Source organism: Pseudomonas fragariae (ex Marin et al. 2024) (assembly GCF_059621105.1).
In genome coordinates, this window is record NZ_CM184369.1 from 1,896,541 (window position 1) to 1,923,014 (window position 26,474).

At 57.9% G+C, this 26,474-nt stretch carries 21 protein-coding genes; 20 read left to right on the forward strand and 1 reads right to left on the reverse strand.

Annotation, left to right across the window (positions count from 1 at the left end; all coding sequences use genetic code 11):
- The first annotated feature begins 56 nt into the window (after positions 1-56).
- The 19 genes from AC54XV_RS08645 to AC54XV_RS08735 all read left to right on the forward strand — a co-directional run bounded on the left by AC54XV_RS08645 (position 57) and on the right by AC54XV_RS08735 (position 21,067).
- Positions 57-1,121, forward strand: a complete 1,065-nt coding sequence (locus tag AC54XV_RS08645) for a GGDEF domain-containing protein (RefSeq protein ID WP_024641250.1) — start codon at positions 57-59, stop codon at positions 1,119-1,121.
- A gap of 141 nt (positions 1,122-1,262) precedes the next feature.
- Positions 1,263-2,153 (forward strand): NAD(+) kinase, encoded by an 891-nt coding sequence (locus AC54XV_RS08650; RefSeq protein ID WP_003409651.1) that lies wholly within the window; start codon positions 1,263-1,265, stop codon positions 2,151-2,153.
- On the forward strand, positions 2,153-3,118 hold the full coding sequence (locus AC54XV_RS08655) for a metallophosphoesterase (protein WP_024639081.1): 966 nt from the start codon (positions 2,153-2,155) through the stop codon (positions 3,116-3,118). Before AC54XV_RS08650 ends, AC54XV_RS08655 begins: the two co-directional genes overlap by 1 nt.
- 2 nt (positions 3,119-3,120) lie before the next feature.
- Positions 3,121-3,993 carry a rhomboid family intramembrane serine protease gene (locus AC54XV_RS08660; RefSeq protein ID WP_057457397.1) on the forward strand — a complete coding sequence of 291 codons (873 nt, stop codon included), beginning with the start codon at positions 3,121-3,123 and terminating at the stop codon, positions 3,991-3,993.
- Positions 3,994-4,021: 28 nt separating this feature from the next.
- The gene (locus AC54XV_RS08665; RefSeq protein WP_003368468.1) at positions 4,022-4,282 is read left to right on the forward strand and encodes a YeaC family protein; all 261 of its coding nucleotides are present in this window, start codon (positions 4,022-4,024) and stop codon (positions 4,280-4,282) included.
- Positions 4,279-5,112 (forward strand): DUF2797 domain-containing protein, encoded by an 834-nt coding sequence (locus tag AC54XV_RS08670; RefSeq protein WP_024639083.1) that lies wholly within the window; start codon positions 4,279-4,281, stop codon positions 5,110-5,112. The genes AC54XV_RS08665 and AC54XV_RS08670 overlap by 4 nt, the downstream gene beginning before the upstream one ends.
- Before the next feature lie 12 nt (positions 5,113-5,124).
- On the forward strand, positions 5,125-7,791 hold the full coding sequence (gene pepN, locus AC54XV_RS08675; protein ID WP_058398659.1) for an aminopeptidase N: 2,667 nt from the start codon (positions 5,125-5,127) through the stop codon (positions 7,789-7,791).
- 360 nt (positions 7,792-8,151) lie between these two features.
- Complete coding sequence (locus tag AC54XV_RS08680) at positions 8,152-8,913, forward strand: hypothetical protein (RefSeq protein WP_225650784.1); 762 nt, start codon at positions 8,152-8,154, stop codon at positions 8,911-8,913.
- A 331-nt stretch (positions 8,914-9,244) separates the two neighbouring features.
- Positions 9,245-9,898 carry a YjfI family protein gene (locus AC54XV_RS08685; RefSeq protein ID WP_003346660.1) on the forward strand — a complete coding sequence of 218 codons (654 nt, stop codon included), beginning with the start codon at positions 9,245-9,247 and terminating at the stop codon, positions 9,896-9,898.
- A gap of 26 nt (positions 9,899-9,924) precedes the next feature.
- Complete coding sequence (locus AC54XV_RS08690) at positions 9,925-10,632, forward strand: PspA/IM30 family protein (RefSeq protein WP_496718359.1); 708 nt, start codon at positions 9,925-9,927, stop codon at positions 10,630-10,632.
- Between the two features lie 30 nt (positions 10,633-10,662).
- Positions 10,663-11,217: a rhomboid family intramembrane serine protease gene (locus AC54XV_RS08695; RefSeq protein ID WP_024660143.1), complete on the forward strand. Its 555-nt coding sequence runs from the start codon at positions 10,663-10,665 to the stop codon at positions 11,215-11,217.
- 84 nt (positions 11,218-11,301) lie between these two features.
- Positions 11,302-11,967 (forward strand): DUF2491 family protein, encoded by a 666-nt coding sequence (locus tag AC54XV_RS08700; RefSeq protein WP_024660144.1) that lies wholly within the window; start codon positions 11,302-11,304, stop codon positions 11,965-11,967.
- A 13-nt stretch (positions 11,968-11,980) separates the two neighbouring features.
- Positions 11,981-12,406 carry a DUF350 domain-containing protein gene (locus AC54XV_RS08705; RefSeq protein WP_024660145.1) on the forward strand — a complete coding sequence of 142 codons (426 nt, stop codon included), beginning with the start codon at positions 11,981-11,983 and terminating at the stop codon, positions 12,404-12,406.
- A 27-nt stretch (positions 12,407-12,433) separates the two neighbouring features.
- Entirely contained in the window at positions 12,434-13,180 is a 747-nt protein-coding gene (locus AC54XV_RS08710) for a DUF1190 domain-containing protein (RefSeq protein WP_011267181.1), read from the forward strand.
- An 11-nt stretch (positions 13,181-13,191) separates the two neighbouring features.
- Positions 13,192-14,349: a glutathionylspermidine synthase family protein gene (locus AC54XV_RS08715; RefSeq protein WP_003406507.1), complete on the forward strand. Its 1,158-nt coding sequence runs from the start codon at positions 13,192-13,194 to the stop codon at positions 14,347-14,349.
- 516 nt (positions 14,350-14,865) lie between these two features.
- Positions 14,866-16,221: a DUF1329 domain-containing protein gene (locus AC54XV_RS08720; protein WP_011267182.1), complete on the forward strand. Its 1,356-nt coding sequence runs from the start codon at positions 14,866-14,868 to the stop codon at positions 16,219-16,221.
- Between the two features lie 233 nt (positions 16,222-16,454).
- On the forward strand, positions 16,455-17,501 hold the full coding sequence (locus AC54XV_RS08725) for a WD40/YVTN/BNR-like repeat-containing protein (protein WP_046722227.1): 1,047 nt from the start codon (positions 16,455-16,457) through the stop codon (positions 17,499-17,501).
- Positions 17,502-17,527: 26 nt separating this feature from the next.
- Positions 17,528-19,918: an efflux RND transporter permease subunit gene (locus AC54XV_RS08730; protein ID WP_058398660.1), complete on the forward strand. Its 2,391-nt coding sequence runs from the start codon at positions 17,528-17,530 to the stop codon at positions 19,916-19,918.
- Positions 19,919-20,353: 435 nt separating this feature from the next.
- Positions 20,354-21,067 carry a LuxR C-terminal-related transcriptional regulator gene (locus AC54XV_RS08735; RefSeq protein ID WP_032657434.1) on the forward strand — a complete coding sequence of 238 codons (714 nt, stop codon included), beginning with the start codon at positions 20,354-20,356 and terminating at the stop codon, positions 21,065-21,067.
- A 151-nt stretch (positions 21,068-21,218) separates the two neighbouring features.
- On the opposite strand, the gene gntB is transcribed toward AC54XV_RS08735, so the two are convergent.
- Complete coding sequence (gntB, locus tag AC54XV_RS08740; RefSeq protein WP_024660149.1) at positions 21,219-22,271, reverse strand: guanitoxin biosynthesis L-arginine gamma (S) hydroxylase; 1,053 nt, start codon at positions 22,269-22,271, stop codon at positions 21,219-21,221.
- A gap of 323 nt (positions 22,272-22,594) precedes the next feature.
- Here gntB and AC54XV_RS08745 point away from each other — a divergent pair, with 323 nt between their 5' ends.
- Entirely contained in the window at positions 22,595-26,461 is a 3,867-nt protein-coding gene (locus tag AC54XV_RS08745) for a non-ribosomal peptide synthetase (RefSeq protein ID WP_032657437.1), read from the forward strand.
- Positions 26,462-26,474: the final 13 nt, after the last annotated feature.

Genomic DNA, 26,474 nt, shown 5'->3' on the forward strand with positions numbered 1-26,474 from the left:
GGTGGTCTTCATGCGGCGGATATTCGACTCGGCAAATCGGATGCCTGGAGTTTTCTATGAACGGTGACATGCAGACCCGGATAAAACAACTGCTCTCACCCGCCATTGCACGTGTGCAATGTATTGCCATCGTTTGTTGGCTGGTTGTTCTGTCGGTCACGCCGTATCTGCAATTCGGTCTGCTGGAAGTACTGCTGACCCTTGGCCTGCTGGGCGCGTGCGCCTGGCAATATCGCGCAGTCGACTTCCGGGTCTGGCGATGTATGGGCATGGCCTTCGTGATCATTGTGGCACTGTGCTTTTCAAGGGCGGGCCATTTACGCACCGGAACGGACATCAACTGGTCACTCTCGGTCGCCGTAATGATTATTCTGTGTTCGACATTGTTAGTGGTGTATACCCGGGATTATCTGCTGGTGGCGGTACTCGCCTGGTGTATTCTTTCTCCCGCTCAGGGGATCGATACCGACAGTGTCGCGACGCTGTTCATGACACTGTTCTTTATCACGTCGGTCAGTCTGGGCAGTGTGCTGAATCATACTTACACGCGCACACTTCGTACGGTATTGAGTCTGGAGCATCAGTTTCGCGAATTGTCGATGACCGATGACCTGACCGCTATATTGAATCGCCGTGCACTGATGCAGGCACTGGATAATCATGTGCTGAATAATTCCGCGGGTTATTTTCTGATGCTCGACATTGATGACTTCAAAACCATCAATGATCAATTCGGCCACGACGCCGGTGATCAGGCGCTTCGGGTGATGGCTGGCTGCCTGCAAAAGACCGTGGGCAGTCTCGCCTTCGGACGCATGGGCGGAGAGGAGTTCGGCGTGATCCTGCCAATGTGCAGTGAAGACGACGCTCGTGATTATGTGCTGGACCTGTTGGAGTGCATCAGAAAATCCCTCGCTGTCAGCCCGCTGACCTGCAGTGCCGGGCTGGCCGACATCCCTGCGGCAGCGGACAGCTCGGCAGTGCTCAAGACCGCCGACATCAATTTGTATCAGGCCAAGCGGGGCGGCAAGGACCGGGCATTCTGGCGAGGTGCGCAGATAGGCGGCCAGCAGGCGCACGGGAGTGTGGAATGCGACAAAACCCGCGCCCTGACACGATAGGCGGCCATCGGACTTCATCGCGCCGCCCGTACCCTGTTGCAAGGTCCGCGAAACCCTTTTTTAACCCCGGTTTGCTGCTGTCAGGCCCTTTCGCCCATAATCACGTTTTTAAAGTCGTATCGAACCCGCAGCAGGAGCCTCATGGAGCAATTTCGCAATATCGGCATCATCGGTCGCCTGGGCAGTGTTCAGGTGCTCGAGACCGTTCGCCGACTCAAGAGATTCCTGCTGGACCGCCACCTGCACGTCATTCTCGAAGAAACGATCGCCGAGGTCCTGCCCGGTCATGGCCTGCAGACCTCATCGCGCAAGATGCTCGGCGAGGTCTGCGACATGGTCATTGTGGTCGGCGGCGACGGCAGCCTGCTGGGCGCGGCGCGGGCACTGGCCCGGCATAACGTTCCGGTGCTGGGCATCAACCGTGGCAGCCTGGGCTTTCTGACCGACATCCGCCCCGACGAGCTGGAGGTCAAATGCGCCGAAGTGCTCGACGGGCATTACCTGGTGGAAAACCGCTTTCTGCTCCAGGCCGAAGTGCGTCGCCACGGCGAGGCCATCGGTCAGGGCGATGCGCTCAACGACGTGGTGCTGCACCCCGGCAAGTCCACGCGCATGATCGAGTTCGAGATCTACATCGACGGTCAGTTCGTGTGCAGTCAGAAGGCCGACGGCCTGATCGTCGCCACACCGACCGGTTCGACCGCCTACGCGCTGTCGGCAGGCGGGCCGATCATGCACCCCAAGCTCGATGCCATCGTCATTGTGCCGATGTACCCGCATACCTTGTCCGGGCGGCCCATCGTGGTCGACGGCAACAGCGAGCTGAAAATCGTGGTGTCCAAGGACATGACCATTTACCCGCAAGTGTCGTGCGACGGCCAGAATCACTTCACCTGCGCGCCGGGTGACACCATTACGGTCAGCAAGAAACCGCAGAAACTGCGTCTGATCCATCCGCTGGATCACAACTATTACGAGGTCTGCCGCACCAAGCTCGGCTGGGGCAGCAAGCTCGGCGGCGGGGGCGATTAATGCTCGATCCGGCGCGTGGCTATGATCTGATCGGTGACGTGCACGGGTGCGCCCATACCCTCGAGCACTTGCTGGAGCTTCTCGGTTACCGTCTGCAGGCTGGCGTGTGGCGCCATCCTGAGCGCATCGTCATCTTCCTCGGCGACATCATCGACCGCGGCCCGCGTATTCGTGAAGCGCTGCACATCGTCCGCGACATGGTCCAGGCCGGTCAGGCGTTGTGCATCATGGGCAACCATGAGTTCAACGCGCTGGGCTGGGTGACCCCGGCCCTTTCCGAAAGCGGTCATCAGTTCGTGCGCGAGCACACCCCGCGTCATGCGCGGCTGATCGGCGAGACCCTGGCGCAGTTCGAGCAATATCCGGATGAGTGGAGCGAGTTCGTCAACTGGTTCTACGAGTTACCGCTGTACCTTGATGCCGGTCGCTTCAGGGTGGTGCACGCCTGCTGGGATGCGACCCTGATCGATCCGCTGCGTGGCCTGCATGGTACGGGGTGTATCGACAAGCATTTCGTCCAGGCATCGGCAGTGCCCGGCAGCTTCGCCAGTAATGTCTTCAATCGTCTGCTGCGTGGCACCGACATGCGCCTGCCGCACGGCCTGACCCTGACTGGCGGTGATGGCCTGACCCGCGAATTCTTCCGCACCAAGTTCTGGGAGGATGATCCGCAGACTTACGGCGACGTGGTCTTTCAGCCGGACGCCTTGCCCGAAGGGGTTGCCAAGACGCCATTGACCACGTCGGAAAAGAACGCCTTGCTGCGGTATGGCATCAATGAGCCGCTGCTGTTTGTCGGTCATTACTGGCGCAGCGGCATCCCTGCGCCTATCCGGCCGAACCTGGCCTGTCTGGATTACAGCGCCGTGCTCTACGGCAAACTGGTCGCCTATCGGCTGGACCAGGAAACACAGATCGATCCGGACAAATTCGTCTGGGTCGACGTGCAGCGTCCCGAGGTTTGAGAATGAGTCCTGTAGCTGTCCTGCGTTTGCCGCTGACCACCGACCTGAGCGGTTTTGTCAGGCTGTTGCTGCGCTTGCAGATTCCTCACCGGGTCAGTGAAGAGGCTGGCGAGCAAGTCCTGTGGGTGCCGGACGCGCCGCGACTGGTCGAAGAAGTGCGCGAGTTGTACACGCGCTTTCCCGAAGGCGACGAGCACGTTCAACTGGCGCAGGACAGCGCGAGCTCCACTTACAAGCCGCCCGGCCTGATCGAGCAGTTACGCAACAGCCCCGTGACGGCTTTGGTATTGCTGGTCACCTTGCTGGTGGCCGGCCTGACGCTGCTGGGCGATAACCTCGAAGCCGTCCGCTGGCTGACCTTTCAGGATTTCCGCATCAATGGCGAGTACGCAACGTTTCTGCCGTTGTCCGAAAACCTGGCGTCCGGGCAGTGGTGGCGGATCATCTCGCCCATGCTGATCCACTTCGGCATCCTGCACCTGGCCATGAACGGCATGTGGTTCTGGGAGCTGGGGCGGCGGATTGAAATTCGTCAGGGCAGCCTGTCGCTGCTGTTGCTGACCTTGCTGTTCTCGTCGGTTTCAAATTACGTGCAATACCTGTTCAGCGGCCCAAGCCTGTTTGGCGGACTGTCCGGAGTGCTGTATGGCCTGCTCGGGCATTGCTGGATTTTCCAGATGCTGGCACCCAACCCGGTCTACCGCCTGCCGCGCGGCGTGTTGATCATGATGCTGGTCTGGCTGGCACTGTGCCTGTCCGGGCTGGTGAGCATGCTCGGCTTCGGCGAAATCGCCAACGGTGCGCATGTCGGCGGGCTGATCATCGGTTGTGTCACCGGGCTGCTGGGTGGTGCGATTGCGCGCCGCAAGGCCTAGAATTACCCGCTATTTTCTGGAGTGCGCCATGTCGTCTTTTATAGAAATGATCGAAAACATCACCCCGGATATCTACGAGAGCCTGAAACTGGCTGTGGAAATCGGCAAATGGTCCGACGGTCGCAAGCTCACTCAGGAACAACGCGAGCTGTCCCTGCAGGCGCTGATTGCCTGGGAAGCGCAGAACCTGCCGGAAGACCAGCGCACCGGCTACATGGGGCCGCAGGAATGCGCCTCCAAATCGGCCCCGGTGCCCAATATCCTGTTCAAATCGGATGCAATTCATTGATCGAAATTGGTCGCGGAGCAGTCAACAAAATGTCGGCGCGTCAGGATGACACGTCGTGTGTGCAATACGCTTTTCGCCTGGGCGAGACCGAGATCGCGGTCAACCCGCTGATCGGCAAGACGCTGCGTCTGGAGTTTCTCGGCGCCATTCATTGCAGTCATTGCGGGCGCAAGACCAAGTCCAGCTACAGCCAGGGTTACTGCTACCCGTGCATGCTCAAGCTGGCGCAGTGCGACCTGTGCATCATGAGCCCGGAGAAATGCCATCACGATCAGGGTACCTGCCGTGATCCGGCGTGGGGCGAGCAGTTCTGCATGACCGATCACATCGTTTACCTGGCCAATTCGTCAGGCGTGAAAGTCGGTATTACCCGCTCAACGCAGTTGCCGACCCGCTGGCTGGATCAGGGCGCAAGCCAGGCACTGCCGATCCTGCGTGTGGCAACCCGTCAACAGTCCGGCTTCGTCGAAGACCTGCTGCGCAGCCAGGTGGCCGATCGCACCAACTGGCGTGCCTTGCTCAAGGGCGACGCTCAACCCGTCGACCTCAAGGCCATTCGCCAGGAGCTGTTCGACAGTTGCGGCGCAGGGCTGCTGGGATTGCAAGAACGATTCGGGCTGCAGGCCATCCAATTGCTACATGACGCCGAGCCTGTCGAGTTTCGTTACCCGGTCGAGGCGTATCCGACCAAGATTGTCAGCTTCAATCTGGACAAGAACCCGATTGCCGAAGGCACGCTGCTGGGGATCAAGGGCCAATACCTGATTTTCGACACGGGCGTGATCAATATTCGCAAATACACGGCCTATCAGTTGGCCGTGCATCAGTAGAAGGATTCCAGCATGCGCACCGAACAACCGAAAATGATTTACCTGAAGGATTACCAGGCTCCCGAGTACCTCATCGATGAGACGAACCTGACCTTCGAACTGTTCGACGACCACTCGCTGGTCCACGCGCAGCTGGTCATGCGCCGCAACCCGGAGCGCGGTGCAGGCCTGCCACCGCTGGTGCTGGATGGGCAGCATCTGGAACTGCTTTCGGTCAAGCTGGGCGATGTGGAGCTTGGCGCTGCCGATTATCAGCTGACCGACGACCACCTGACCCTGCACCCGCAGGCTGACAGCTTTACGGTCGACAGCACCGTGCGCATCCATCCGGAATCCAACACCGCACTGGAAGGGCTGTACAAGTCCAGCGGCATGTTCTGCACCCAGTGCGAGGCCGAAGGCTTCCGCAAGATCACCTATTACCTCGACCGTCCTGACGTGATGAGCAAGTTCACCACCACCGTCAGCGCCGACAAGCAGGGCTTCCCGATCCTGCTGTCCAACGGTAACCCGGTGGCCAGCGGCGAAGAAGAGGATGGCCGGCACTGGGCGACGTGGGAAGATCCGTTCATGAAACCGGCCTACCTGTTTGCGCTGGTGGCCGGCGATCTGTGGTGTATCGAAGACACGTTCACCACCATGAATGAGCGGAACGTGACCCTGCGTATCTACGTCGAGCCGGAAAACATCGACAAGTGCCAGCACGCCATGACCAGCCTGAAGAAGTCCATGCGCTGGGACGAAGAGACCTACGGTCGCGAGTACGACCTGGACATCTTCATGATTGTCGCGGTCAACGATTTCAACATGGGCGCGATGGAGAACAAGGGCCTCAATATCTTCAACTCCAGCGCCGTGCTGGCGCGTGCCGAGACGGCGACCGATGCCGCACACCAGCGTGTCGAAGCGATCGTCGCCCACGAATACTTCCACAACTGGTCGGGCAACCGCGTGACCTGCCGTGACTGGTTCCAGCTGTCGCTCAAGGAAGGCTTCACGGTGTACCGCGACGCCGGTTTCTCGGCCGACATGAACTCGGCCACGGTCAAGCGTATCCAGGACGTTGCCTATCTGCGTACTCACCAGTTCGCCGAAGATGCGGGGCCGATGGCTCACGCTGTGCGCCCGGACAGCTTTATCGAAATCTCCAACTTCTACACCCTGACCGTGTACGAAAAGGGCTCGGAAGTGGTCGGCATGCTTCACACCCTGCTGGGGGCTGAAGGCTTCCGCAAGGGCAGCGATCTGTATTTCGAGCGCCACGACGGCCAGGCCGTGACCTGCGATGACTTCATCAAGGCCATGGAAGACGCCAATGGCGTCGATCTGACTCAGTTCAAGCGCTGGTACAGTCAGGCGGGCACGCCGCGTCTGGCGGTCAGCGAGTCTTACGACGCTGCGGCCAAGACCTACAGCCTGACCTTCCGCCAGAGCTGCCCGACCACACCGGGCCAGCCTGGTGATCAGAAACAGCCTTTCGTGATTCCGGTCGAGCTGGGCTTGCTAGACAGCAAAGGTGGCGAGATCGCCCTGCGTCTGGCCAACGAAACCGCCGCAACCGGCAGCACGCGGGTGCTTTCGGTGACTGAGGCCGAGCAGACGTTCACCTTTGTCGATGTCGCTGAAAAGCCACTGCCGTCCTTGCTGCGTGGCTTCTCGGCACCGGTCAAGCTGAGCTTCCCGTACGACCGCGATCAGTTGATGTTCCTGATGCAGCACGACAGCGACGGCTTCAACCGTTGGGATGCGGGCCAGCAACTGTCGGTTCAGGTGTTACAGGAACTGATCGGCCAGCATCAGCAAGGCCAGGCGCTGCTCATGGATCAGCGCCTGATCACTGCGCTGGGCACCGTGCTGGCGGATGATGGCCTGGATCAGGCGATGGTCGCAGAAATGCTGTCGTTGCCGGGCGAGGCTTATCTGACCGAAATCAGCGAAGTGGCCGATGTCGATGCGATTCACGCCGCTCGCGAATTTGCCCGTCAGCAGCTCGCAGAGGGGCTGTTCGATGGGCTGCTGGCGCGCTATCAGGCCAACCGCGAAGTGTCGAAGGTCACGCCTTATGTGGCCGAAGCCGCGCACTTCGCCCGTCGTGCCCTGCAGAACATCGCGCTGTCGTACCTGATGCTCAGCGGCAAGCCGGAGGTACTGGCAGCCACTATCGACCAGTTCGACACCAGCGACAACATGACCGAGCGCCTCACCGCGCTGGCCGTGCTGGTCAATTCGCCGTTCACTGCCGAGCGCGACAAGGCGCTTGACGTGTTTGCCGAGAACTTCAAGAGCAATGCGCTGGTCATGGATCAGTGGTTCAGCGTTCAGGCGGCGAGCACGTTGCCGGGCGGCCTGCAGCGTGTTCAGGAACTCATGAAGCACCCAGCCTTCAGCATCAAGAATCCGAACAAGGTGCGTGCCTTGATCGGTGCCTTTGCCGGGCAGAACCTGGTCAACTTCCATGCGGCAGATGGCTCCGGCTATCGCTTCCTGGCAGACCTGGTGATCGAGCTGAACGCGCTGAACCCGCAGATCGCTTCTCGTCAATTGGCACCACTGACCCGCTGGCGCAAATACGACAGCGCCCGTCAGGCGCGGATGAAAGCCGAGCTGGAACGCATCCTCGCCTCCGGAAAACTGTCGGCGGACGTGTATGAAGTGGTGAGCAAAAGCCTGGCTGAATGAGGGTTTGTGCTGTGCCTATTGCCTGAACTGCATGGGTGATAAAGGCGCTGTCTGCTGATGCGGACAGCGCCTTTTTTGCGTCCCGTTGATGGGGGGGGCGATTGTCTGCTATCCGCGCATCACGCCTTATTCAGCACTCGCTAAAGTTCTTATGGCTCATGGACAAAAAATAAGTCTTTTTAGATGAAATTTAGGTAATGGAACCGTCTTCGGGACAAGGCCACACAGTGTTGGCAGCGCTGTAGAGGCCGTCCTGTCTTGAAAGTAATCAAGATCACGGAGGTCTGTTTTCAGCGGTGCCTGGTGCGGAAAAAGTACTTTCGCTCACTCCCGTTAAACTGACTTTAAATAAGGTGAAAAGTGTTCAGGATCAATACCGGATCGTCGTCATATAATGTTCAAAGTTCCGCATCCTATGAAGGTTCTGAGGGCGTAAAATCGTATGGTTTGCATGATAATTTAAATGTAAGGGCCAACACCACAAAGGTCACTGATTATGTGGGTACCAAGGCCGCCAATCAGATTCCTTGCCTTCTAAGCAACGCGACGTTCCAGGGCGACGTTATATCCGTAGCAAACTCAATGGCAGTCCTTGCTGCAATGGGGCAAGGGCACGGTAATGTTATTGTCGCCGACCTGGATAAGGCACACCTTGCCGGCGTGCAATCAGTCCTCGCAATTGCTCAATCATCTGGCAGTCAAGAGGCATGGTTGAGAGAGGTGAAACGCCAGCATAAGTCCGGCTATGCAGATCATCTTGAACTATTGATACAACGCAATCAGGAGCATCTGTCATTCGACTCGTTAAAGCAGCGCCTGCATCGCGGAGGCGTCAGCATCGTCCAGGCAGATATGGCCAGTGACAGCGCAACAGAGTTGGCCGGGCTGGCCCCGCATGGCGTATCCGGAATGTACGTGAGTAATATTGAAATGTACCTCGGCGGTTTTCTTGATAAAGCCAACACTTCCATCAACGAGAGGCAGCAGGCACTGAACACGTTCAAGAATAATATCGTCTCGCTTATGGGGGCCGAGGCATTTCTTATTCGTGGCGAATCGGTAGGTATGCAGGTTCACAATAAGAATGCCGCTATCAACGACTGGATACCCCAAGTCCGTTAACGACCAGGCTGGGTCACACCATCGACAGGAAGGTCTTTTCTTCCCCGCCTTCCTGTCTCTAACCTTGTTCGAACCTTCCGCCCGCTCGGGCGTTTTCAAATGACGTTGGCGCTGAAATAAGTTGCCAATACGGGTGCCTGCGGTCAGCAGTTGCACGGTCAGGGCTTTACCTCCTCGCGATCAATCAGCACGTACAGAGTGCTGCGGCGTAGTGCTATTCAAAAAGGACGGTCCTTCCTATAAAAAATCTCACATGTGATGCATATCTATCTTCAGAAACATCTGCTACGTTGCTTACCTGATTCACGGCCAGCAGCAAGGGGAAGCGCCAATGCCTCGTAAAACCCAGGGCGATAACGCAGCGGTCCCGGCCAAGGTTTCCAAGAGTTCCACCGATTACATGCGTGAAATGCGCCTGCGGCTCAAGGAGGCGGGGCTGGTGAAGCGCGAATTCTGGATCCGGCCGGAAAATGTCGATGCCCTGCGGGGTATCGAAAAAGCCTTAAGACAGCCCTTTTTGGGCGACAGAATAAAACTGGAGGACTTCATGACCGAGAATACCCACTGGACCATCAGCTCTCTGCAGAAGGCACTCAGCGAACTGGAACTGGTGACGAACGGCAAGATCGAGCTCGACGTGACCGAGGGCGATGCCTCGGGGATCAGGCTGACCATGGCTGACTACGGCGACCTGCCGATCTACATCGCCGTAGAAGGCGAGCAGATTCTCGCCGACGCGACCTTGATCGAAGTGAACAAGATCAAGAACGTGCAAGCGTTCAACGACGTTGTCCTGCGCAGCCGCGACCTGTTTCCGCTGTCGTCGGTCGGCATCGAAAAGCTGGGCGGCGGTCAGGAAGTCTACTGCCTGTTCGGCGCATTGAGCGCGGCATCGTCGCTCACGGTCGTGGTGCAGGAAATTCTCACCCTCGCGGACAACGTGATCCGTGCGGCCGATGCTTTTGAAGATCATTTCATCTACTGAACAGCGCTGTCAGGCGGAGAACATTCATGACTACAAGTATCTGGAAAAAACTGGTGACCGCTGTTCGTGGCGGCGCTTCCGAAGTGGGCGAGTCGATTGCCGACGCCAATGCCATCCGCATTCTGGACCAGGAAATCCGCGACGCCGAGAACGCGCTGGTCAAGGCCCGCGACGGGCTGATCACCATCAAGGCCAAGCACAAACTTTCGGCACAGCGTCTTGAAGAGCACGCTACCAGCATTGCCAACTGGGAAGGCCGCGCCATGCAGGCCCTGAACAAGGGTGAAGAAGCCCTGGCCGTAGAATGCGCGAACAAGATCGCCGAAATCGAAGCCCTGCGTGATCAGGAGCAGGAACTGGCCGACCAGTTCAGCAAGCAGGTCAACCTGCTGCAGGATCAGGTGATCAAGGCCGAATCGCGAATCAAGAGCCTCAAGCAGCAGGTCGAGATGGCCAAGGCCCGTGAAACCGTGCAAAAGGCCCGCGTTGCAACGGCTACTGCAACCGGTGGTGCCAGCGGCGCCGTCGAAACCGCAGTCGGCTCGCTGGCACGTCTCAAGCAGCGCCAGGATGAACAGGACGCCAAGCTCGAAGCGGCTGAAGAGCTGGCCACCGAGTCCAGCGGCAGCGATCTGGAGCGTCGTCTGCAGGATGCCGGAATCGGTGCCAAAAGCGGCGGTGCGCAAGATGTACTGGCGCGCCTGAAAGCTAAAAGTCAGACGCCGGCTCAGTAAGCGCTGCAACAAGGCAGGCGAGGGTGGTGCATGGCGTTTTCCCGACGACTCAAGGTCATCCTCGTCCTGTCGGCCGTGTTGATTGCGGTACAGGCAATCAACTCGATGACCAGCAACAGTCTGCTGCAGTTCGGTATCATGCCGCGCAGCCTCACCGGGTTGCGCGGCATTGTGTTTGCCCCCTTTTTGCACGGGTCGATTCAGCACTTGCTCAGCAATCTGTTGCCGTTCATTGTGCTGAGCTGGCTGGTGGCGACCGAGGGTGTCAGGCGGTATGCATGGGTCGCCGGGCTGGTCTGCCTGCTGGGCGGTTTGCTGGTCTGGAGCTTCGGTCGCAGCAATATTCATGTCGGCGCAAGCGGTCTGATTTTTGGTTTGTGGGCTTATCTGCTGGCGCGGGCGTGGTATCAGCGCAGTATCGCCAGTGTGCTGATCGCGCTGCTGGTGCTGGCCGCTTACAGCGGGCTGGTGTTCGGCTTCGTTCCGGTGGCCGGTGTGTCGTTCGAATCACATATCGCGGGTGCACTTGCAGGCGTTTGTGTGGCCTGGCTGATGCATTCCAGGGCATTGCTGGCGCAGAAATGAGTCAGTCTCGCGCTCGCAGGCAGTGCGCCTGTTGCGCTTGAAGAGCGTTATATATCGTCACCCGTCACTGCAAGGAAACGGATTATGAGTTGGTTCAAACGGGCCATGGGCCTGGAAGCCCCCAAGGCATCAGGCCGGGACGGCACACAACCGGTCAGCACGGTCAGTCCGCTGGGGCTGGCGTCCGGACGGATGCTGTGCCTGGACAGTTCGCTGAAACTGTTGCTCGACGGTCACTCGGAAGTGGTCGTTCCGGGCGATGAAAAGGTCTGGTCCGTGGGGCATATCGATCTCGGCCAGTCCATGGCGCTGCATCGTTTCTACCTCGATAACGAGGACTATTTTCTGCAAGTGGTCAGCACTGGCCCCAACCCGGAAGACGTACAGGACATCATCCTGTTCGGCTACTACGGCGCCGAGCCGATCACCAGCGAGGATGAGTTGCTGCGCCTGACCGGCCCGTCGTCGAAGATCGGCCTGCCGACCTACGAGCACGATGGCGAGGTCTTCGAGCGGCAATGGGGGACTTCACCCGGCCAGACCGAGCTGACGCCACTCGATGAAGACATTGTCAGTCCTGACGCGACTTATCGTGTCAGGCACCTGAGCATGCTGTACGCCCGCGAAACAGGACTGATCAACCGCCGTGAGTTTCTGCTGTTTTCCGTAGAGGAAGACGAGGAGGGCAGCATCACGCTCACCACGGCGGTCGGCATAACGCTGCAATCCACTGATATCAACGTTCTTTGACAAGGAAATCCTCATGATCGACGCGCTGCGTATGTCGCTCAATGCCACTGCTGTATTCGGCTTCGTCATGTACATCCTGGTGGCGGCGATTCTGTTCGCGCTGTTCCAGCTCATCTACAGCCGGATCACGCCGCACAAGGAATTTGCGCTGATTCGCGAGAATAACAGCGCAGCGGCAGTTGCCCTCGGTGGCTCGCTGATCGGTTTCGCGCTGCCGGCCAGTAACATTATCAGCTACAGCATCAGCATTCTGGACGTGGTCGTCTGGGCAGTGATCGCCGCCGTCGTGCAACTGCTGGCGTTCGGCGTTACCAGCCTGGTGCTCAAGGGCCTGTCGACGCGTATCGCCAAGGGTGAAATGGCGGCAGCCATCTATTCGGCCAGCGTCGCGATCAGCGTCGGTCTTCTCAACGCGGCCTGCATGACCCCGTCGGTCTGACGGCAGCCTTGAACAAGGAGACTCACGATGAGACGTAGTTCAGTAAAACTGGTACTCGCCGGTGCGCTGCCGCTGGCCCTTGCCGGTTGCGGTCCGTCCGAGAAAAAGGACACCGTCAACGCCAAGGCCAATTTCAGTTCGGTGCAGGAATGCGTCGATGCCAAGGTGCCGGTAAATATCTGTTCGGATGCCTACATGCAGGCGCTGTCCGACCATCGCCGCATTGCGCCGACCTATGATGACAAGGCGTCCTGCGACGCGGACTTCGTCCCGGATTATTGCCAGGTCACCTCTGACGGCAAGTACATGCCTAAACTCGGCGGCTTCGAACTGGGCTTTTCCGGGCAAGTGCCGAAAGAGGCGCTGGACCGCGCCAATCAGGAAGTCACCCAGTCTGCTCCGTCGGGCATGAGCGGCACCACCGGGCTGATGGCCGGCCTGCTGATCGGCAATCTGCTCAGCAACGGCTTCGGCAATAACCGCTATTACTCGCAGCCCATTTACCAGACGCGCGATGACCGGGGCGGTTATTACAGCTCGTCCCTGCCGAGTCAGATCGATCGCGGCAAGACCTTCGGGCGCTCGACCCAGGCGCAATCCAGCCCGGATCGCAGCTACGGCAAGAGCACCCTGGGGCGCAACCTGGGCAGCTCGGGTTCCGGCTCGTCTTCGGTGTCATCGACCATCTCGCGCGGCGGCTTCGGCAGCCAGGCCTCGGCACGCAGTGGCTGGGGCGGCAAGAGCAGCAGTGGCAGCAGCAGTTTCGGAGGCTGACGGTTCGCGGCATGAAAAAGATCAGCATCGAGGAACGTCCGGACTGGCGCACCACCGCCGAGCGTGAAGGGTTCAACTTTCACACCATCGATGGCGAGCGTTACTGGGACGAGCGCGGGTATTACCTGTTCAGCGAACAGCAGATTACCCGCGATCTTGAAGCGCCCACCCAGGAGCTTCACCAGATGTGCATGGATGCCGTGGCGCGAGTGGTGGACAGCGAAGCGCTGCTCCATCAACTGGCGATCCCGGAAGCGTTCTTCGACCTGATCCAGAGCTCATGGAAGGAGGGACATCCGCATCTGTACGGACGCTTCGATTTTGCCTACGACGGCACGGGCCCGGCAAAGATGTACGAAATCAATGCCGATACGCCGACCAGTCTGATGGAAGCCGGGGCGGTGCAACTGCTCTGGCTGGAAGAGCAGATGGCGCGCGGCGTGCTGCCTGCGCATGCCACCCAGTTCAACTCGATTGCCGAGGATCTGGTTCGGGCCTTTGCCGAGTTTCCCGGTACGACTCCGTTCTACTTCTCGGCGATGTCCGGTTCCATCGAAGACCGGGGCACCACCGATTTTCTGCGGCGTATGGCGGCACACGTCGGCATCGATGCGAGGCATATCGATATCGAAGACATCGGGCTCGGCGCTGACGGGCGTTTTGTCGATCTGGACGGGCGCTGGATCGAGCGCTTGTTCAAGCTGCACGCGTGGGAGCATATCTTTCACGAGGAATTCGGTCAGCACGTGTCAGCGAGCGGCACTCAGTTTGTCGAACCGGCGTGGAAGGCGATTCTCAGCAACAAGGGTATTCTGCCGTTGTTGTGGCAGTTCAACGAAGGCCATCCGAACCTGCTGCCCGCGCATGTCGACCAGGACGCGAACAAAGCGGTCCCCAAAGGCTGGGTACGCAAACCGTACTTTTCCCGTGAGGGCGCCAATATCGAAATGCGCACGCCTGGCGATCAGGTGATCTCGGTCGATGGGCCCTACACCGATGCGCCCTACATTCTGCAGGCGTACTCGCCGCTTCCGCGATTCGGCGACAGCTACACGCTGATCGGCTCCTGGGTCATCGGCGATCTTGCGTCCGGGATCGGCATTCGTGAAGACGACAGCCTGATCACCAAGGACACCAGCCGCTTCCTGCCACACGTCGTCATCGACTGAGCCCTGCCTGTCATCACCCGGTGTTACTGGCTTGAAGCAAGTAACACTCTTGTTGTTACCACACGTTCATATACCCGCCATCAAGCAGCGATAATAAGTGGTTTTATGAGTGTGCTGTCTGACAATCAAACAGACGATGTTGTTGTTTTTAATCCTGGTCATAACGCGGGGGCACGACGTTTCAGATCTGTACCTTATATAAGGTGTGATCTGTTCTTTATCGCCTGTTGGCATTCACGTTGCATTACTGTGGGCTATTCCGGGTGCCTGCTTCATTGGTGTTTAACAGCGCGTTGTCGATTCTTCTTGTTCTGTGAAGTTTCCTACAGACATATTCCCGATAGATAACCTGTTCGCGGTAAGAATACGTGGGCAATTCGGTTTGCCTGTTAAACAAACGGTTATTGGCCGAACGTCAATAACCGTGTCGCCCTTACAACCTGCCGTTTACACGGAACTATTCCCGGCCTGGACGCCAGACACGCGTCCCGACGTGGCCATGCAAGGAGAGCCCACATGCTCATGAAACTTCGGCTGGGCGGCGCGCTGACGCTGCTGTTCGCGATCGACACCTGCCAGGCAGTGGATGCCACGTTGCTCGGGAGTCGTTTGACCCCACTGGGAGGCGAGATGGCAGGTAATGCCACGGGGACCATTCCACCCTGGACAGGCGGAATCACCCGGCCCCCGCCCGGGTACAAAGGCTCGGGCACTCGGCATGTCGATCCGTATTCCGCTGACAAACCCCTGTTCACCATTACTCACGCCAATATGCAGCACTACCGCACGCGCCTGACGCCTGGGCAGGTAGCGATGTTCGACACCTACCCCGACAGCTACCGGATGCCGGTATACCCCACGCGACGTTCCGGATCGGCGCCGCAATGGGTCTACGACAACACCCGCCGCAATGCGCAGAAAGCCCGGTTGATCGGCGGCGGCAACGGTTTTGTCGATGCCTACGGCGGCATTCCATTTCCGCTTCCGGAAAAGGGCATTCAGGCCGTGTGGAACCACATTGCACGGTATCGCGGCCATTATGCGGTGCGACGTACTTCGGAAGTTGCCATACAGCGCGACGGCAGTTTCAAACTGAACACTTCGCGTCAGGAAGTGCTGTTTCGTTTCTATGATCCTGCGGGCAGCTTTGCCAGTCTGGATAACGTGCTGTTCTATTACCTGTCGTTTATCCAGTGCCCGACGCGCATGGCCGGTTCTGCCGTGCTGGTCCACGAAACACTGGACCAGATCCAGGAGCCGCGGCAGGCGTGGACCTACAGTGCGCGGCAGCGTCGGGTACGCCGCGCGCCGAGTCTGGCTTACGACATGCCGATCCCGGCCTCTGAAGGCTTGCGCACGGCCGACGACACCGACATGTTCAATGGCTCGCCGGATCGTTACGACTGGAGGTTACTGGGCAAACGCGAGGTCTATATTCCCTACAACAACTACCGGATTTCCAGTCCTGACATTACCTATCGCCAATTATTGCAGGTAGGGCATCTTAACCCGGCCTATACGCGCCATGAGCTGCATCGCGTATGGGTGGTGGAGGGCACGCTCAAACCGACCGCGCGTCATGTCTATTCAAGACGCACGCTGTACCTGGACGAGGACAGTTGGCAGGCTGCAATCGTCGATCAGTACGACGCTCGGGGGCAGTTGTGGCGCGTCTCCATGGCGTACCTGAAGAACTATTACGAACTGCCGACCACCTGGTCCGCACTGGACGTTTTCCATGACTTGCAGGCGCGGCGTTATCACGTGCAGAACCTCGACAATCAGGAGCCTGGCACCAGTGACTTCTCTCAGCCGGTACCCAGCGTGAACGCCTTCAAACCAGCGGCCTTGCGGCGCAGGAGCATTCGCTGACCGGCGTCTGGTCAATCTGTCCGATCAACCGTCGTTATGTTTCATCAATCACATTCAGCACGCTTAACAAAAGATAACGACATGTCGATTGTCAGGCATTTGCAAAGCTGCCTAGGATGGCCGAGCTTCCAGACAGGTAACGCCATAGCGCTGCGGGCGTCGACATCGATATGAGTTATCCGGCACCCGCACCCGATAACAGCCACCTGATAATAATAAGAGCGGAAAAGTCCATGCGTGAGTCTTTCCATCGTCGCACCCGGTTATGCGCGGGCATGTTTCTGGCTGCCGTTGCGTCATCCGTGTTTGCGCTGCCAGCCATGGCCGGTTCCGAGGCGCCAGCCCCTGCCGCCGCTGCAGATACGCCTGTTTACGCCATCGAGTCGGCCAAAGCCTCTCGCACGTTGTTGCTGGACGTCGCCCATGCGGGGGCGCGGCTGGTCGTGGTGGGTGACCATGGGCATATTCTGCTTTCCGATGATCAGGGCAAGACCTGGAGTCAGGCCCGCGTGCCTACCCGGCAGTTGTTGACGGCCGTATTTTTTGTGGATGAACAGCATGGCTGGGCGGTCGGTCACGACGCGCAGGTACTGGCCAGCAGCGATGGGGGCAAGAGCTGGAACAAGCAGTTCGAGGACTTGAAGCGCGAGGCTCCGCTGCTGGATGTCTGGTTCAAGGACCTCGACAACGGCCTGGCCATCGGTGCCTACGGCCTGCTGCTGAGCACGGCCGATGGCGGGCAGCACTGGGAAGATGTCAGCGACCGGCTGGACAACGAGGATCAATACCACCTGAACGGCATTGCTCAGGTAAAGGATGCCGGCCTGTTCATTGTCGGCGAAGCGGGCAGCATGTTTCGCTCCCGCGACGAGGGGCAGACCTGGGAGAAAATCGACGGCCTGTATCAAGGCTCGTTATTCGGCGTGATCGGCACGGCTCAGCCGTCCACGTTGCTGGCCTATGGTCTGCGCGGCAATCTGTTTCGCTCCAGCGATTTTGGTGACAGCTGGCAGCCGATCGAACTGAAGGGCGCGCGCGGGCCTCTCGAGTTCGGCCTGGCCAGCGCTACGCTGCTGGCCGATGGCTCGCTGGTGCTGGTCGGCAATGGCGGCAGTGTCATGCGCAGCACCGATGACGGGGAAACATTCGCGGTCTTCAATCGACCTGATCGCATCTCGCTGGCCGGGGTTACCGGCAATTCTCAGGGCAATCTGATTCTGGTAGGACAGGGCGGCGTTCGCCTCACCTCGTCGACGGGCGCCGATACGACCCAACAATAAGACCTTTCAGGGCGGGATATTCAGGCATGAGCACGCACCAGCACGCGCAAGATCCGGATGAAAAGGCAACCTTCCTTGAACGCCTGATTTTCAACCATCGCCCGGCAGTGATTCTCCTCTGCCTGCTGGCCAGCCTGTTTCTGTTCTGGCAGGCCACGCAGGTGCGGCCTTCCACCAGTTTCGAGAAGATGATCCCGCTGTCTCATCCGTTCGTTCAGAACATGCTCAAGCATCGTAACGATCTGGCGAACCTTGGTAACACGGTGCGCATATCGGTCGAAGCGGTGGACGGCGACATCTTCTCCAAGGAGTACATGGAGACCCTGCGCCAGATCAGCGACGAAGTGTTTTACATCCCCGGCGTGGACCGCTCCGGGCTCAAGTCGCTGTGGAGCCCCAGCGTGCGCTGGACCGAAGTGACGGAAGAGGGCTTTGCGGGAGGCGAGGTGATCCCGCAGAGCTACGACGGCTCGGAGGCCAGTCTGGACCAGTTGCGCAACAACGTGCTCAAGTCCGGACAGGTCGGGCGCCTGGTCGCCAATGATTTCAGGTCGAGCATCATTGATGTTCCGCTGCAGGAGTCCTACCCGGACCCGGCAGACCAGGGCAAATTACTGGCGCTGGACTATCAGCAATTCTCCCACCAGCTCGAAGAAAAGATCCGCGACAAGTATCAGGCGCAAAACCCCGACATCAGGATTCACATCGTCGGCTTCGCCAAGAAGGTCGGCGACCTGATCGACGGTCTGTTCATGGTGGTGATGTTCTTTGGCATCGCCTTTCTGATCACGCTGGTGCTGCTGATCTGGTTCACCCGGTGTATCCGCAGCACGGTGGCAGTACTGAGCACCACGCTGATCGCGGTGATCTGGCAATTGGGGCTGATGCATGTGGTCGGCTTCGGTATCGACCCGTATTCGATGCTGGTGCCGTTTCTGATTTTCGCCATCGGCATCTCTCACGGTGTGCAGAAAATCAACGGTATTGCCCTGCAATCCAGCGAGGCCGACAACGCCCTGACCGCTGCGCGGCGGACGTTTCGTCAGCTGTTTCTGCCCGGCATGATTGCGATTCTGGCCGATGCGGTGGGCTTTATCACGCTGCTGATTATCGACATCGGGGTGATCCGCGAGCTGGCCATCGGCGCTTCCATTGGTGTGGCGGTGATCGTGTTCACCAACCTGATCCTGCTGCCGGTGGCGATTTCCTACGTGGGCATCAGCAAAAAGGCAGTGAGCCGCAGCAAGCAGGATGCGGTCTCCGAGCATCCTTTCTGGCGATTGCTGGCGAACTTTGCCAGCGCCAGAGTCGCGCCGGTGTCGATTGTGCTGGCGCTGCTGGCCTTCGGAGGGGGGCTTTGGTATAGCCAGAACCTGAAGATCGGCGACCTGGATCAGGGCGCGCCCGAACTGCGCCCCGACTCGCGTTACAACAGGGACAACGCGTTCATCATCAACCATTACTCGACCAGTTCCGATGTGCTGGTGGTCATGGTCAAGACAGGCCCCGAGGGTTGCTCGGCGTATTCGACAATGTCAGCGATCAACGAGCTGGCCTGGAAGATGGAGAACACCCAGGGCGTGCAGTCGGCCATTTCCCTGGTCACGGTGTCGAGACAGATGATCAAGGGCATTAACGAGGGCAACCTGAAATGGGAGAGTCTGTCGCGTAACAAAGACGTGCTGAACAACTCCATCGCCCGCGCCGACGGCCTGTACAACACCGATTGTTCGCTGGCGCCGCTGCTGGTGTTCCTCAACGACCATAAAGCCGAAACCCTCGACCGGGCGGTGCATGCAGTGCAGGACTTCGCCAGACAGAACGATACGCCGGACCGGCAATTTCTGCTGGCCGCCGGCAATGCCGGCATCGAGGCCGCGACCAACGAAGTGATCAGGCAGTCCGAGTGGGTGATTCTGCTGCTGGTCTACCTCTGCGTGGCCGCGATGTGCATGATCACCTTCCGCTCATGGGCCGCCACGCTGTGCATCGTCCTGCCGCTGGTGCTGACCTCGGTGCTGGGCAACGCCCTGATGGCCTTCATGGGCATCGGCGTCAAGGTCGCGACCCTGCCGGTGGTGGCGCTGGGCGTTGGCATCGGCGTCGATTACGGCATCTACATTTACAGCCGTCTCGAGAGTTTCCTGCGCGCCGGACTGCCATTGCAGGAAGCCTATTACGAAACCCTCAAATCCACCGGCAAGGCCGTGCTGTTCACTGGCCTGTGTCTGGCCATCGGTGTGTGCACCTGGATCTTCTCGGCGATCAAGTTCCAGGCCGACATGGGCCTGATGCTGACCTTCATGCTGCTGTGGAACATGTTCGGCGCACTGTGGCTGCTGCCTGCGCTGGCGCGGTTTCTGATCAGGCCGGAGAAGATGGCGGGGAAGGTGGGGAATTCGTTGTTTTCACATTGAGACACACATGAGGTTATCCATCCTCTTCTTGGTGACGTGTCTTCGCTCTGTGCTGAACGTTTCGCAGCGCGCGGTTGCTTTGCTGAACGGCTTGTGTCGGGTCAAGGTTGCCTTGCACTGGAAAAGGGGGACAAGGGGGTGAAAAAAAGGGCGAAAAATAGAGTTTTTAGGGTGATAGAGTTAAGGTTTTTATGAGACGCCTATCAGAAACATCAAGATATTGTTCTGTCGGGCGGGGCTATTAGTGTGCGGCTTAATAAGATGTCGTAAGAAATACTATAATCGCGCAAAGCGAGTGATAGTGTGGGGCAATGTGCCGGTATTTAAAGTCTGAGAGTTACTTAAGTTGCGTGAAGGGTGGTGCATAGTTATCATAATTTGCATGGGCTTCTCACTTGAGAGTTAGCCATTTCAAGTAGTTCATGGAGTAGAGTGATGGCACTTTCATTGCGCGGTGATACGGTTGGCCATGAAAAAAGCACCGGCAGACAAAAGCTGGAATGGGAGTTCGAACAGAGTGCAAGTGAGCGGGGTGTTCATCACTATACCTATTTTTTTTATCATCACGCGCCAGCGTTACGGCAACATGGCTTTGTTCTGGTCAGCGGTCCGGAGGCAGGGAAAAATAATAGTCATTGCGCAGAGCGGCAGGACGTCGCGGATGCGATTTGGGACGTTGCTTGCTCTGAGCCACTATTTACCGGTTTACTGAACAGGCCGACATCATCAAATGACCGCGGCGAAATGATCGACGCCGGTACCACCTCTGACGGGATGACGGCGTTCTACCTCGGCGAAGAGAAGGCATTCAGTTTACTGCGGTTTGCAAATAAAGAAACCGGAACAGGAAGTACGCAAGGCGAGTACAGTCTTGCGGCAGAGGTGAAGTCGCTGGTTCGTGAGTTTCATCATAAGTTGACGGGCCTGGTCATGGGCGTCAATGAGTCGGACGAAACCTTCACTATTACGGACCGTGAAAAGGAGGTGTACATATGGACAGCCATCGGCAAGACCTGTAATGAAATTGCCGTCATTCTAAATATATCCAAAAGAACGGTAGATTTTCATATTTCCAATGTCATCTCGAAGTTGGGTGTCAGAACCAAACTCCAGGCCTGCATACAACTGACCAAGATGGGAATTTTGTAAGGGGTTTTTGGAACCCATGACGACTGGGTTGAGTGGCGGGCGCCAAGGCAGTCAACGCGTTGAGTGAGCCTGGATTCTTCTTGTGCGATTCCGACACAGCGCGAGGCCGATCGGAATGCTCATTGACCCCATCTGGATGCCCGCGCGATGGCTATCGGTCATCGCCATTCGTGGTCTGCGTACCTTCTCGTGCCGACTGTTCGCACAGTGTCTGCGGTGCAGTGCCGTATGGCGAATGACGTCTGTTTTGCAGGCGATAAATACTCAGTATCTGGCGCATGACCGATTGCGTATCGCGACGACCCGAGATGATGCCACCCTTGGCCAGATTGGCTTCGGCATAGTCAGGGTCTTGCAGGAGAATGGAGTGTGCCTTGTGCAGGTTCCAGTAGGGGATGCCTGCGAACAGGTGATGGGTCAGGTGCAGGTTGTCCCCGTGCATGCCGATAAACAGCCTCTCCCACCAGGAGGGAAAACGGTTGCGGGTGATACGCAAGGCCTCCTGCTCCCTGCCGAATAATCCAAAATGTTCAGAAACTTCCGACAGCCAGCCGATGACCTGAAAGGCCGTCAGATAAGGAACGAGCCAGAACATCAAGTAACCGTACACGCCCGTGGTGGCATAGAAAAGCGAGAATAAAACAGCGTGTACCGCGATCAGTGTCAGGGCTTTGCGAGGGGATTTCAACAGTGCGCCCAACCGATGAATGACGAGGTAGCGCAGGTAGCTGAATATATTCAGAAACAGCACGGTTCTAAGCAGGTGGTTGAACATGAAGTCGAATCGATCTTCGGTCGCCTGCAGCCCGGATTCAATATAGTAACGATAGTCCGGGTCCTTGTCGGCGTCACCGAGATGATGGTGATGCATGTGCACATGCGAATGTCGATAAGCCTCGTAATCCTGAAAGATGGGTAATCCGGTCAGGTAGTGGCCAATGGCATAATTGAGGCGGCGGCTTTGGGTCAGGGTTAAATGGGCTGCTTCATGAACGAGAGAGGCAAGGGCGCGTTGCCGTGAACCGATAATCAGCACACTGAGGGGGTAAGCATACAATGACCATTGGGTAAGTGCGACAGCGGAAGCAATGACAAGAACATCCCCCGACCAACCCAATAGCCATCGCCAGTTATTCTTTTTATAAAGACACGTCAGTTCAAGTTTTAGTGCATTTGTACAGTGAAATCGTTGGACGGTCTGCATCGTTTACCTCGACAGGTTGTGCTCTGCAATGCGTTGGTAATTAGGGCGTTATATAGACTAGAGAGGGGCGGGGAGCCGCGTAAGCTGCTATTTTTTACAGGTAGACAGTTGGCGGTGGCGTGTGGTCTTTTTAAAGAAGTCAATCACCGCTAACAAAAACGGATACACCGGTTTTTTTACGAGGTTGATGTCACCTGATCAATATGTTATCCGAGGCCGTCATGAACAGTTTTGAGAAAAATAATACCGCACCGTCACGCTCTCAAGATCTCGCTATGCGGGCCGGCGCACAGCATATAACCGGTACTGAAGGGCCACTCTCCATGTCTCAGGAACAAGCCTGGTTTCTTGAGACGTTAGTACCAGAGAGTATTGCTTATAACTTTCAGGCCATGCTGAACATTCGCGGCAACCTTGATATCAACGTGCTTGAACGTGCGCTGAACAGGGTGGTTGAACGCCATCAGTCACTGTCCACTGTTTTTGATGAGGTTGACGGAGAACCACGGCAAACTATCCAGGACGCCTGGTCCGTGAACATTCCGATCGTTGACCTGTCTGCCAGCAGTGAAGCGGTACGGCAGACCTACATGAATTCTATTGTGAAAGCTGAAATTGCCCAGAAGATCGAAGTGGCGAAACTTCCGCTGATTCGCTGGGTACTGTTCAAATTCAGCGATCAGTTCCACGTATTGCTGCATATCGAACACCACCTCATTCATGACGGCTGGTCATTCCGGCTGTTTCTCAAAGAGCTGAATCATTTTTACAATGAAGAAAAGGGCCGCGCGAATCAGGAGCCCCTTGAGCCGGTGATCCAGTTCATCGATTACTGCCAATGGGAGCGCGACTGGCTGGATTCGGCTGAAGGCCGTCAAGGCCGAGACTTCTGGTACGGACGTCTTGAAACCTGGCCGGCCTACACGCATTCGCCGTTTCCGGCAGAGAAGGACGCGCAAGCCGCATTGGATTTTGTCGGAAGTTCGGTGTCGGTGCCGCTGCCGGGTAAGTTGATCAGCGCACTGCAGGCGTATGGGTCGGAAAATAAATCCACCCTGTTCGAGACCATGTTTTCGCTGTTTGCCTGCGTGGTAGCGGCGCGTTCGGGTCAGACGCAACAGCTGATAGGCACCGCCGTCGCCAACCGTGACTTGCCGGGCATCGAAAACACCATCGGTATGCTGGTCAACATGTTGCCGCTGCGCATCGACATTGATGCGAATACGTCCTGGGCGCCTTTACTGGCAGCCGTGAAAGAAGAAATCCGCACGGCTTGCCTGCAGTCGCATGTACCGTTTTCAACAATGGTTGCCGATCTGAGTCCGGATCGTGTCACTCAGCAATTGCCGTACATCCAGGTTGCTTTCAGCTTTCATAACTCCATGTCCCGCACCCTGGACTTTGCGGACATTGATGTCGAGGTGGTGGAAGGGCTGGCAAACGGTTCTGCGAAATTCGACCTCAACGTCATTTGCGTTTTCGATGACGAAGTGAACCCGGCCGCTGGTGGTCGCTTCATGCTTGAGTACTCCACCGCTGTCGCCAAAGAGGCAGATGTCAGAGCGCTGATGGCCGATTTTCTTCACCTGGCTGGCGCCTGGCTCGAGCAACCTGCAGAAAGTCTCGCCAATGTACGCAAGGCTGCTGTGCTGGCCGCGCCGTCAGGCAGTTCTTCTGTCAATCCTGGTGTGGAATTCTGGAAACAATCACTCGACCTCGAAGCTTCGGGGCTTCTGCCTGACCATGCGCTTAATCGCGCAGTCAGCGGGCCGCTTGCGCGTCATGAAATCCCTCTTCCGGATGAAAGCCTTGCGCGCCTGTTTCAAGCGTGTGAGCAGCGCAACATTGAACCTGAGGCAGCGCTTTTTTCTCTCTATGCCGTAACCATGGCTCGTTATGGCGGGCATCAAACCGTCGTGGCCGGTCTGGGTACTGCTGCCGATGGACAGCGTCTGGCCATACCGTTGCCACTCAAGTTGACGCTCGCTGCGCATGACACGTTTGCCGATGTCTTCCTGCGCGCACAACAGCACTGCGAGCAGGCTCGTCACTGGCACAAATCTTCTGCCCAGGGTCTGGAACAAGCGCTTGATGACAGTGTTGCGGCCTCGGGAAGAGCGCCGCAGTCATTGATACAGTCGGTATTCTGCGACGGTGTTTCCGCGCGTGCAGAGCAGGGAGGCGCGTCGGGCAGTCTGCACTCGCCTCTCGAATTCGTCCTGGACCGTTCCAGCACAAAGGCCTCGTTGTCACTCGGCTATGCTGCTGATCTGTTCGCTCAGGAAACAGCCACTTCAATGGCCGGGCATTACGTCCAGTTGCTGGAAAAGGCCAGCGAATCACTGGACGAAACGCTGGCGCAAAGTCTATCGGCCCAGCACCAGGCTGCCATTCAGACACAGTGTGAAGGGCTTGACTCAAGCTATCCTGAAACGTCCCTGCACGCCATCGTCGAGGCCTTTGCGGCCACACAGCCCGAGGCCATCGCTGTGCGGTGCGGCGATGCAGTGCTGACGTACGCTCAGCTCAATGAATCCGCCGACAAAGTTGCCGACACATTGCTTCGCAAGGGCGTGCAGCCGGGTGACGTCGTGGGCATCTGCATGATGCGCTCCGAATTGCTGGTTGCGGCGCTGTTGGGCGTGCTCAAGGCCGGTGCATGCTACCTCTCGATCGACTGTGCATTGCCTGCAGAGCGTCGTAATTGGCTTCTGGAGGAGGCGGACGTCAAGTGGGCACTGATCGATGAGAGTGCTCCGGCTTTACGTGATGCAACCTCAACACTGTTGATAGGGCAGTTGGTGAATGAGCAGGACGACCCACGCGTGTCGCCGCTGGCCAAACCTGTCATCAGCGCGGATGCTCGCTGCTATTACATGTTTACATCGGGTTCCACGGGCACTCCGAAGGCCACGGCCAGTACCCACCGCGCGGTGGTGAGTCTGGTCAAGGGTACGGACTATATCGATATCAAGGGTGACGACCGCTTCCTGTTTTTCGCGCCCCTCGCGTTCGATGCGTCGACCTTTGAAATCTGGGGCGCCTTGCTGAACGGCGCGCAGTTGGTGGTTCAGCCTGGCGAAGCCGGCGGACTGGATGACCTGGCACACACACTGGAAAATCAGCAGGTCAGTGTGCTCTGGCTGACGTCCGCATTGTTCCAGGAGATGGTCGATCAATATCCTCAGGCGATGGCTGGCGTCAGGCATGTACTGACCGGCGGTGACGTTGTTTCGCCGCAAAGCATGCGCAGTTTGCTGGCACGCTCCACCGGGACGCTCACCATCTGTTACGGCCCGACTGAAGGCACGGTCTTTACCACGGCCTACAGCATGGACAAGGTCGAACAAGTGACTGACAAACCCTTGATCGGATGGCCGATTGCACAGGCCGATGCCTACATCGTGGATGTTTTCGGGCAGCTTGCCGAGCCCGGTGTTCCAGGGGAGTTATTCATCGGCGGCACAGGGATCACCGGTGCCTACCTCAAGCGTCCGGAACTGAGCCAGGAGCGGTTTGTGACGCTGGAGCGGTTCCCCGGCAAAACACTCTTCCGCACCGGTGATCTGGCGCGCTGGACCCCGGGCCGCGGTATCGAGTTCCTTGGACGCAGTGACAGTCAGATAAAGATCCGTGGCTTGCGTATAGAACCGGGTGAGGTCGAGCAGGCGATACGTCAATTGCCGGGTGTCACAGCGTGCTCACTGATTCTGCGCACATTGAACCTGGACAAACAGCTGGTCGCCTTCGTCAGTCTGGACGGCAGCGTTGCACTGGATGAGCAACAGATTCGTGTGGCGTTGAGAGAATGCCTGCCCGACTACATGGTGCCTGCCGAAGTGCATGTGATCGAGCAACTGCCGGTCAATGCGAGCGGCAAGGTCGACAAGCGTGCCTTGCTTGAACTGGCGACTCAAAACGGCCGTGCAAGGGTTACCAGCGAGCGACCGTCGACGGCTCTGGAAAAATCCATTGCCGAGGTCTGGGCGCACATCCTCAACGTGCCGGACGTGGGTAGAAATGAAGACTTCTTCTCCATCGGCGGACACTCGTTGGCCGGTATGCGGATCATGTCGAGGCTGAGCAAGCAATTTGGCACTCGTCTGTCGCTGAATCTGCTCTTCGAGTATCCCAGCGTCGAGACGCTTGCAGGTGCTATCGAACGCTCGGCCGAGCCGTTGACGGCCTGACCGTTTTTCAGGC

Bases quoted from the DNA above. Each gene is read 5' to 3' on its own strand.
- AC54XV_RS08650 (WP_003409651.1), top strand. From the start codon at position 1,263: ATGGAGCAATTTCGCAATATCGGCATCATCGGTCGCCTGGGCAGTGTT.
- AC54XV_RS08730 (WP_058398660.1), top strand. From the start codon at position 17,528: ATGAGCACGCACCAGCACGCGCAAGATCCGGATGAAAAGGCAACCTTC.
- gntB (WP_024660149.1), bottom strand. From the start codon at position 22,271: ATGCAGACCGTCCAACGATTTCACTGTACAAATGCACTAAAACTTGAA.
- AC54XV_RS08710 (WP_011267181.1), top strand. From the start codon at position 12,434: ATGAGACGTAGTTCAGTAAAACTGGTACTCGCCGGTGCGCTGCCGCTG.
- AC54XV_RS08715 (WP_003406507.1), top strand. From the start codon at position 13,192: ATGAAAAAGATCAGCATCGAGGAACGTCCGGACTGGCGCACCACCGCC.
- AC54XV_RS08695 (WP_024660143.1), top strand. From the start codon at position 10,663: ATGGCGTTTTCCCGACGACTCAAGGTCATCCTCGTCCTGTCGGCCGTG.
- AC54XV_RS08720 (WP_011267182.1), top strand. From the start codon at position 14,866: ATGCTCATGAAACTTCGGCTGGGCGGCGCGCTGACGCTGCTGTTCGCG.
- AC54XV_RS08700 (WP_024660144.1), top strand. From the start codon at position 11,302: ATGAGTTGGTTCAAACGGGCCATGGGCCTGGAAGCCCCCAAGGCATCA.
- AC54XV_RS08645 (WP_024641250.1), top strand. From the start codon at position 57: ATGAACGGTGACATGCAGACCCGGATAAAACAACTGCTCTCACCCGCC.
- AC54XV_RS08725 (WP_046722227.1), top strand. From the start codon at position 16,455: ATGCGTGAGTCTTTCCATCGTCGCACCCGGTTATGCGCGGGCATGTTT.
- AC54XV_RS08705 (WP_024660145.1), top strand. From the start codon at position 11,981: ATGATCGACGCGCTGCGTATGTCGCTCAATGCCACTGCTGTATTCGGC.
- pepN (WP_058398659.1), top strand. From the start codon at position 5,125: ATGCGCACCGAACAACCGAAAATGATTTACCTGAAGGATTACCAGGCT.
- AC54XV_RS08660 (WP_057457397.1), top strand. From the start codon at position 3,121: ATGAGTCCTGTAGCTGTCCTGCGTTTGCCGCTGACCACCGACCTGAGC.
- AC54XV_RS08690 (WP_496718359.1), top strand. From the start codon at position 9,925: ATGACTACAAGTATCTGGAAAAAACTGGTGACCGCTGTTCGTGGCGGC.
- AC54XV_RS08685 (WP_003346660.1), top strand. From the start codon at position 9,245: ATGCCTCGTAAAACCCAGGGCGATAACGCAGCGGTCCCGGCCAAGGTT.
- AC54XV_RS08665 (WP_003368468.1), top strand. From the start codon at position 4,022: ATGTCGTCTTTTATAGAAATGATCGAAAACATCACCCCGGATATCTAC.
- AC54XV_RS08745 (WP_032657437.1), top strand. From the start codon at position 22,595: ATGTCTCAGGAACAAGCCTGGTTTCTTGAGACGTTAGTACCAGAGAGT.
- AC54XV_RS08735 (WP_032657434.1), top strand. From the start codon at position 20,354: ATGGCACTTTCATTGCGCGGTGATACGGTTGGCCATGAAAAAAGCACC.
- AC54XV_RS08655 (WP_024639081.1), top strand. From the start codon at position 2,153: ATGCTCGATCCGGCGCGTGGCTATGATCTGATCGGTGACGTGCACGGG.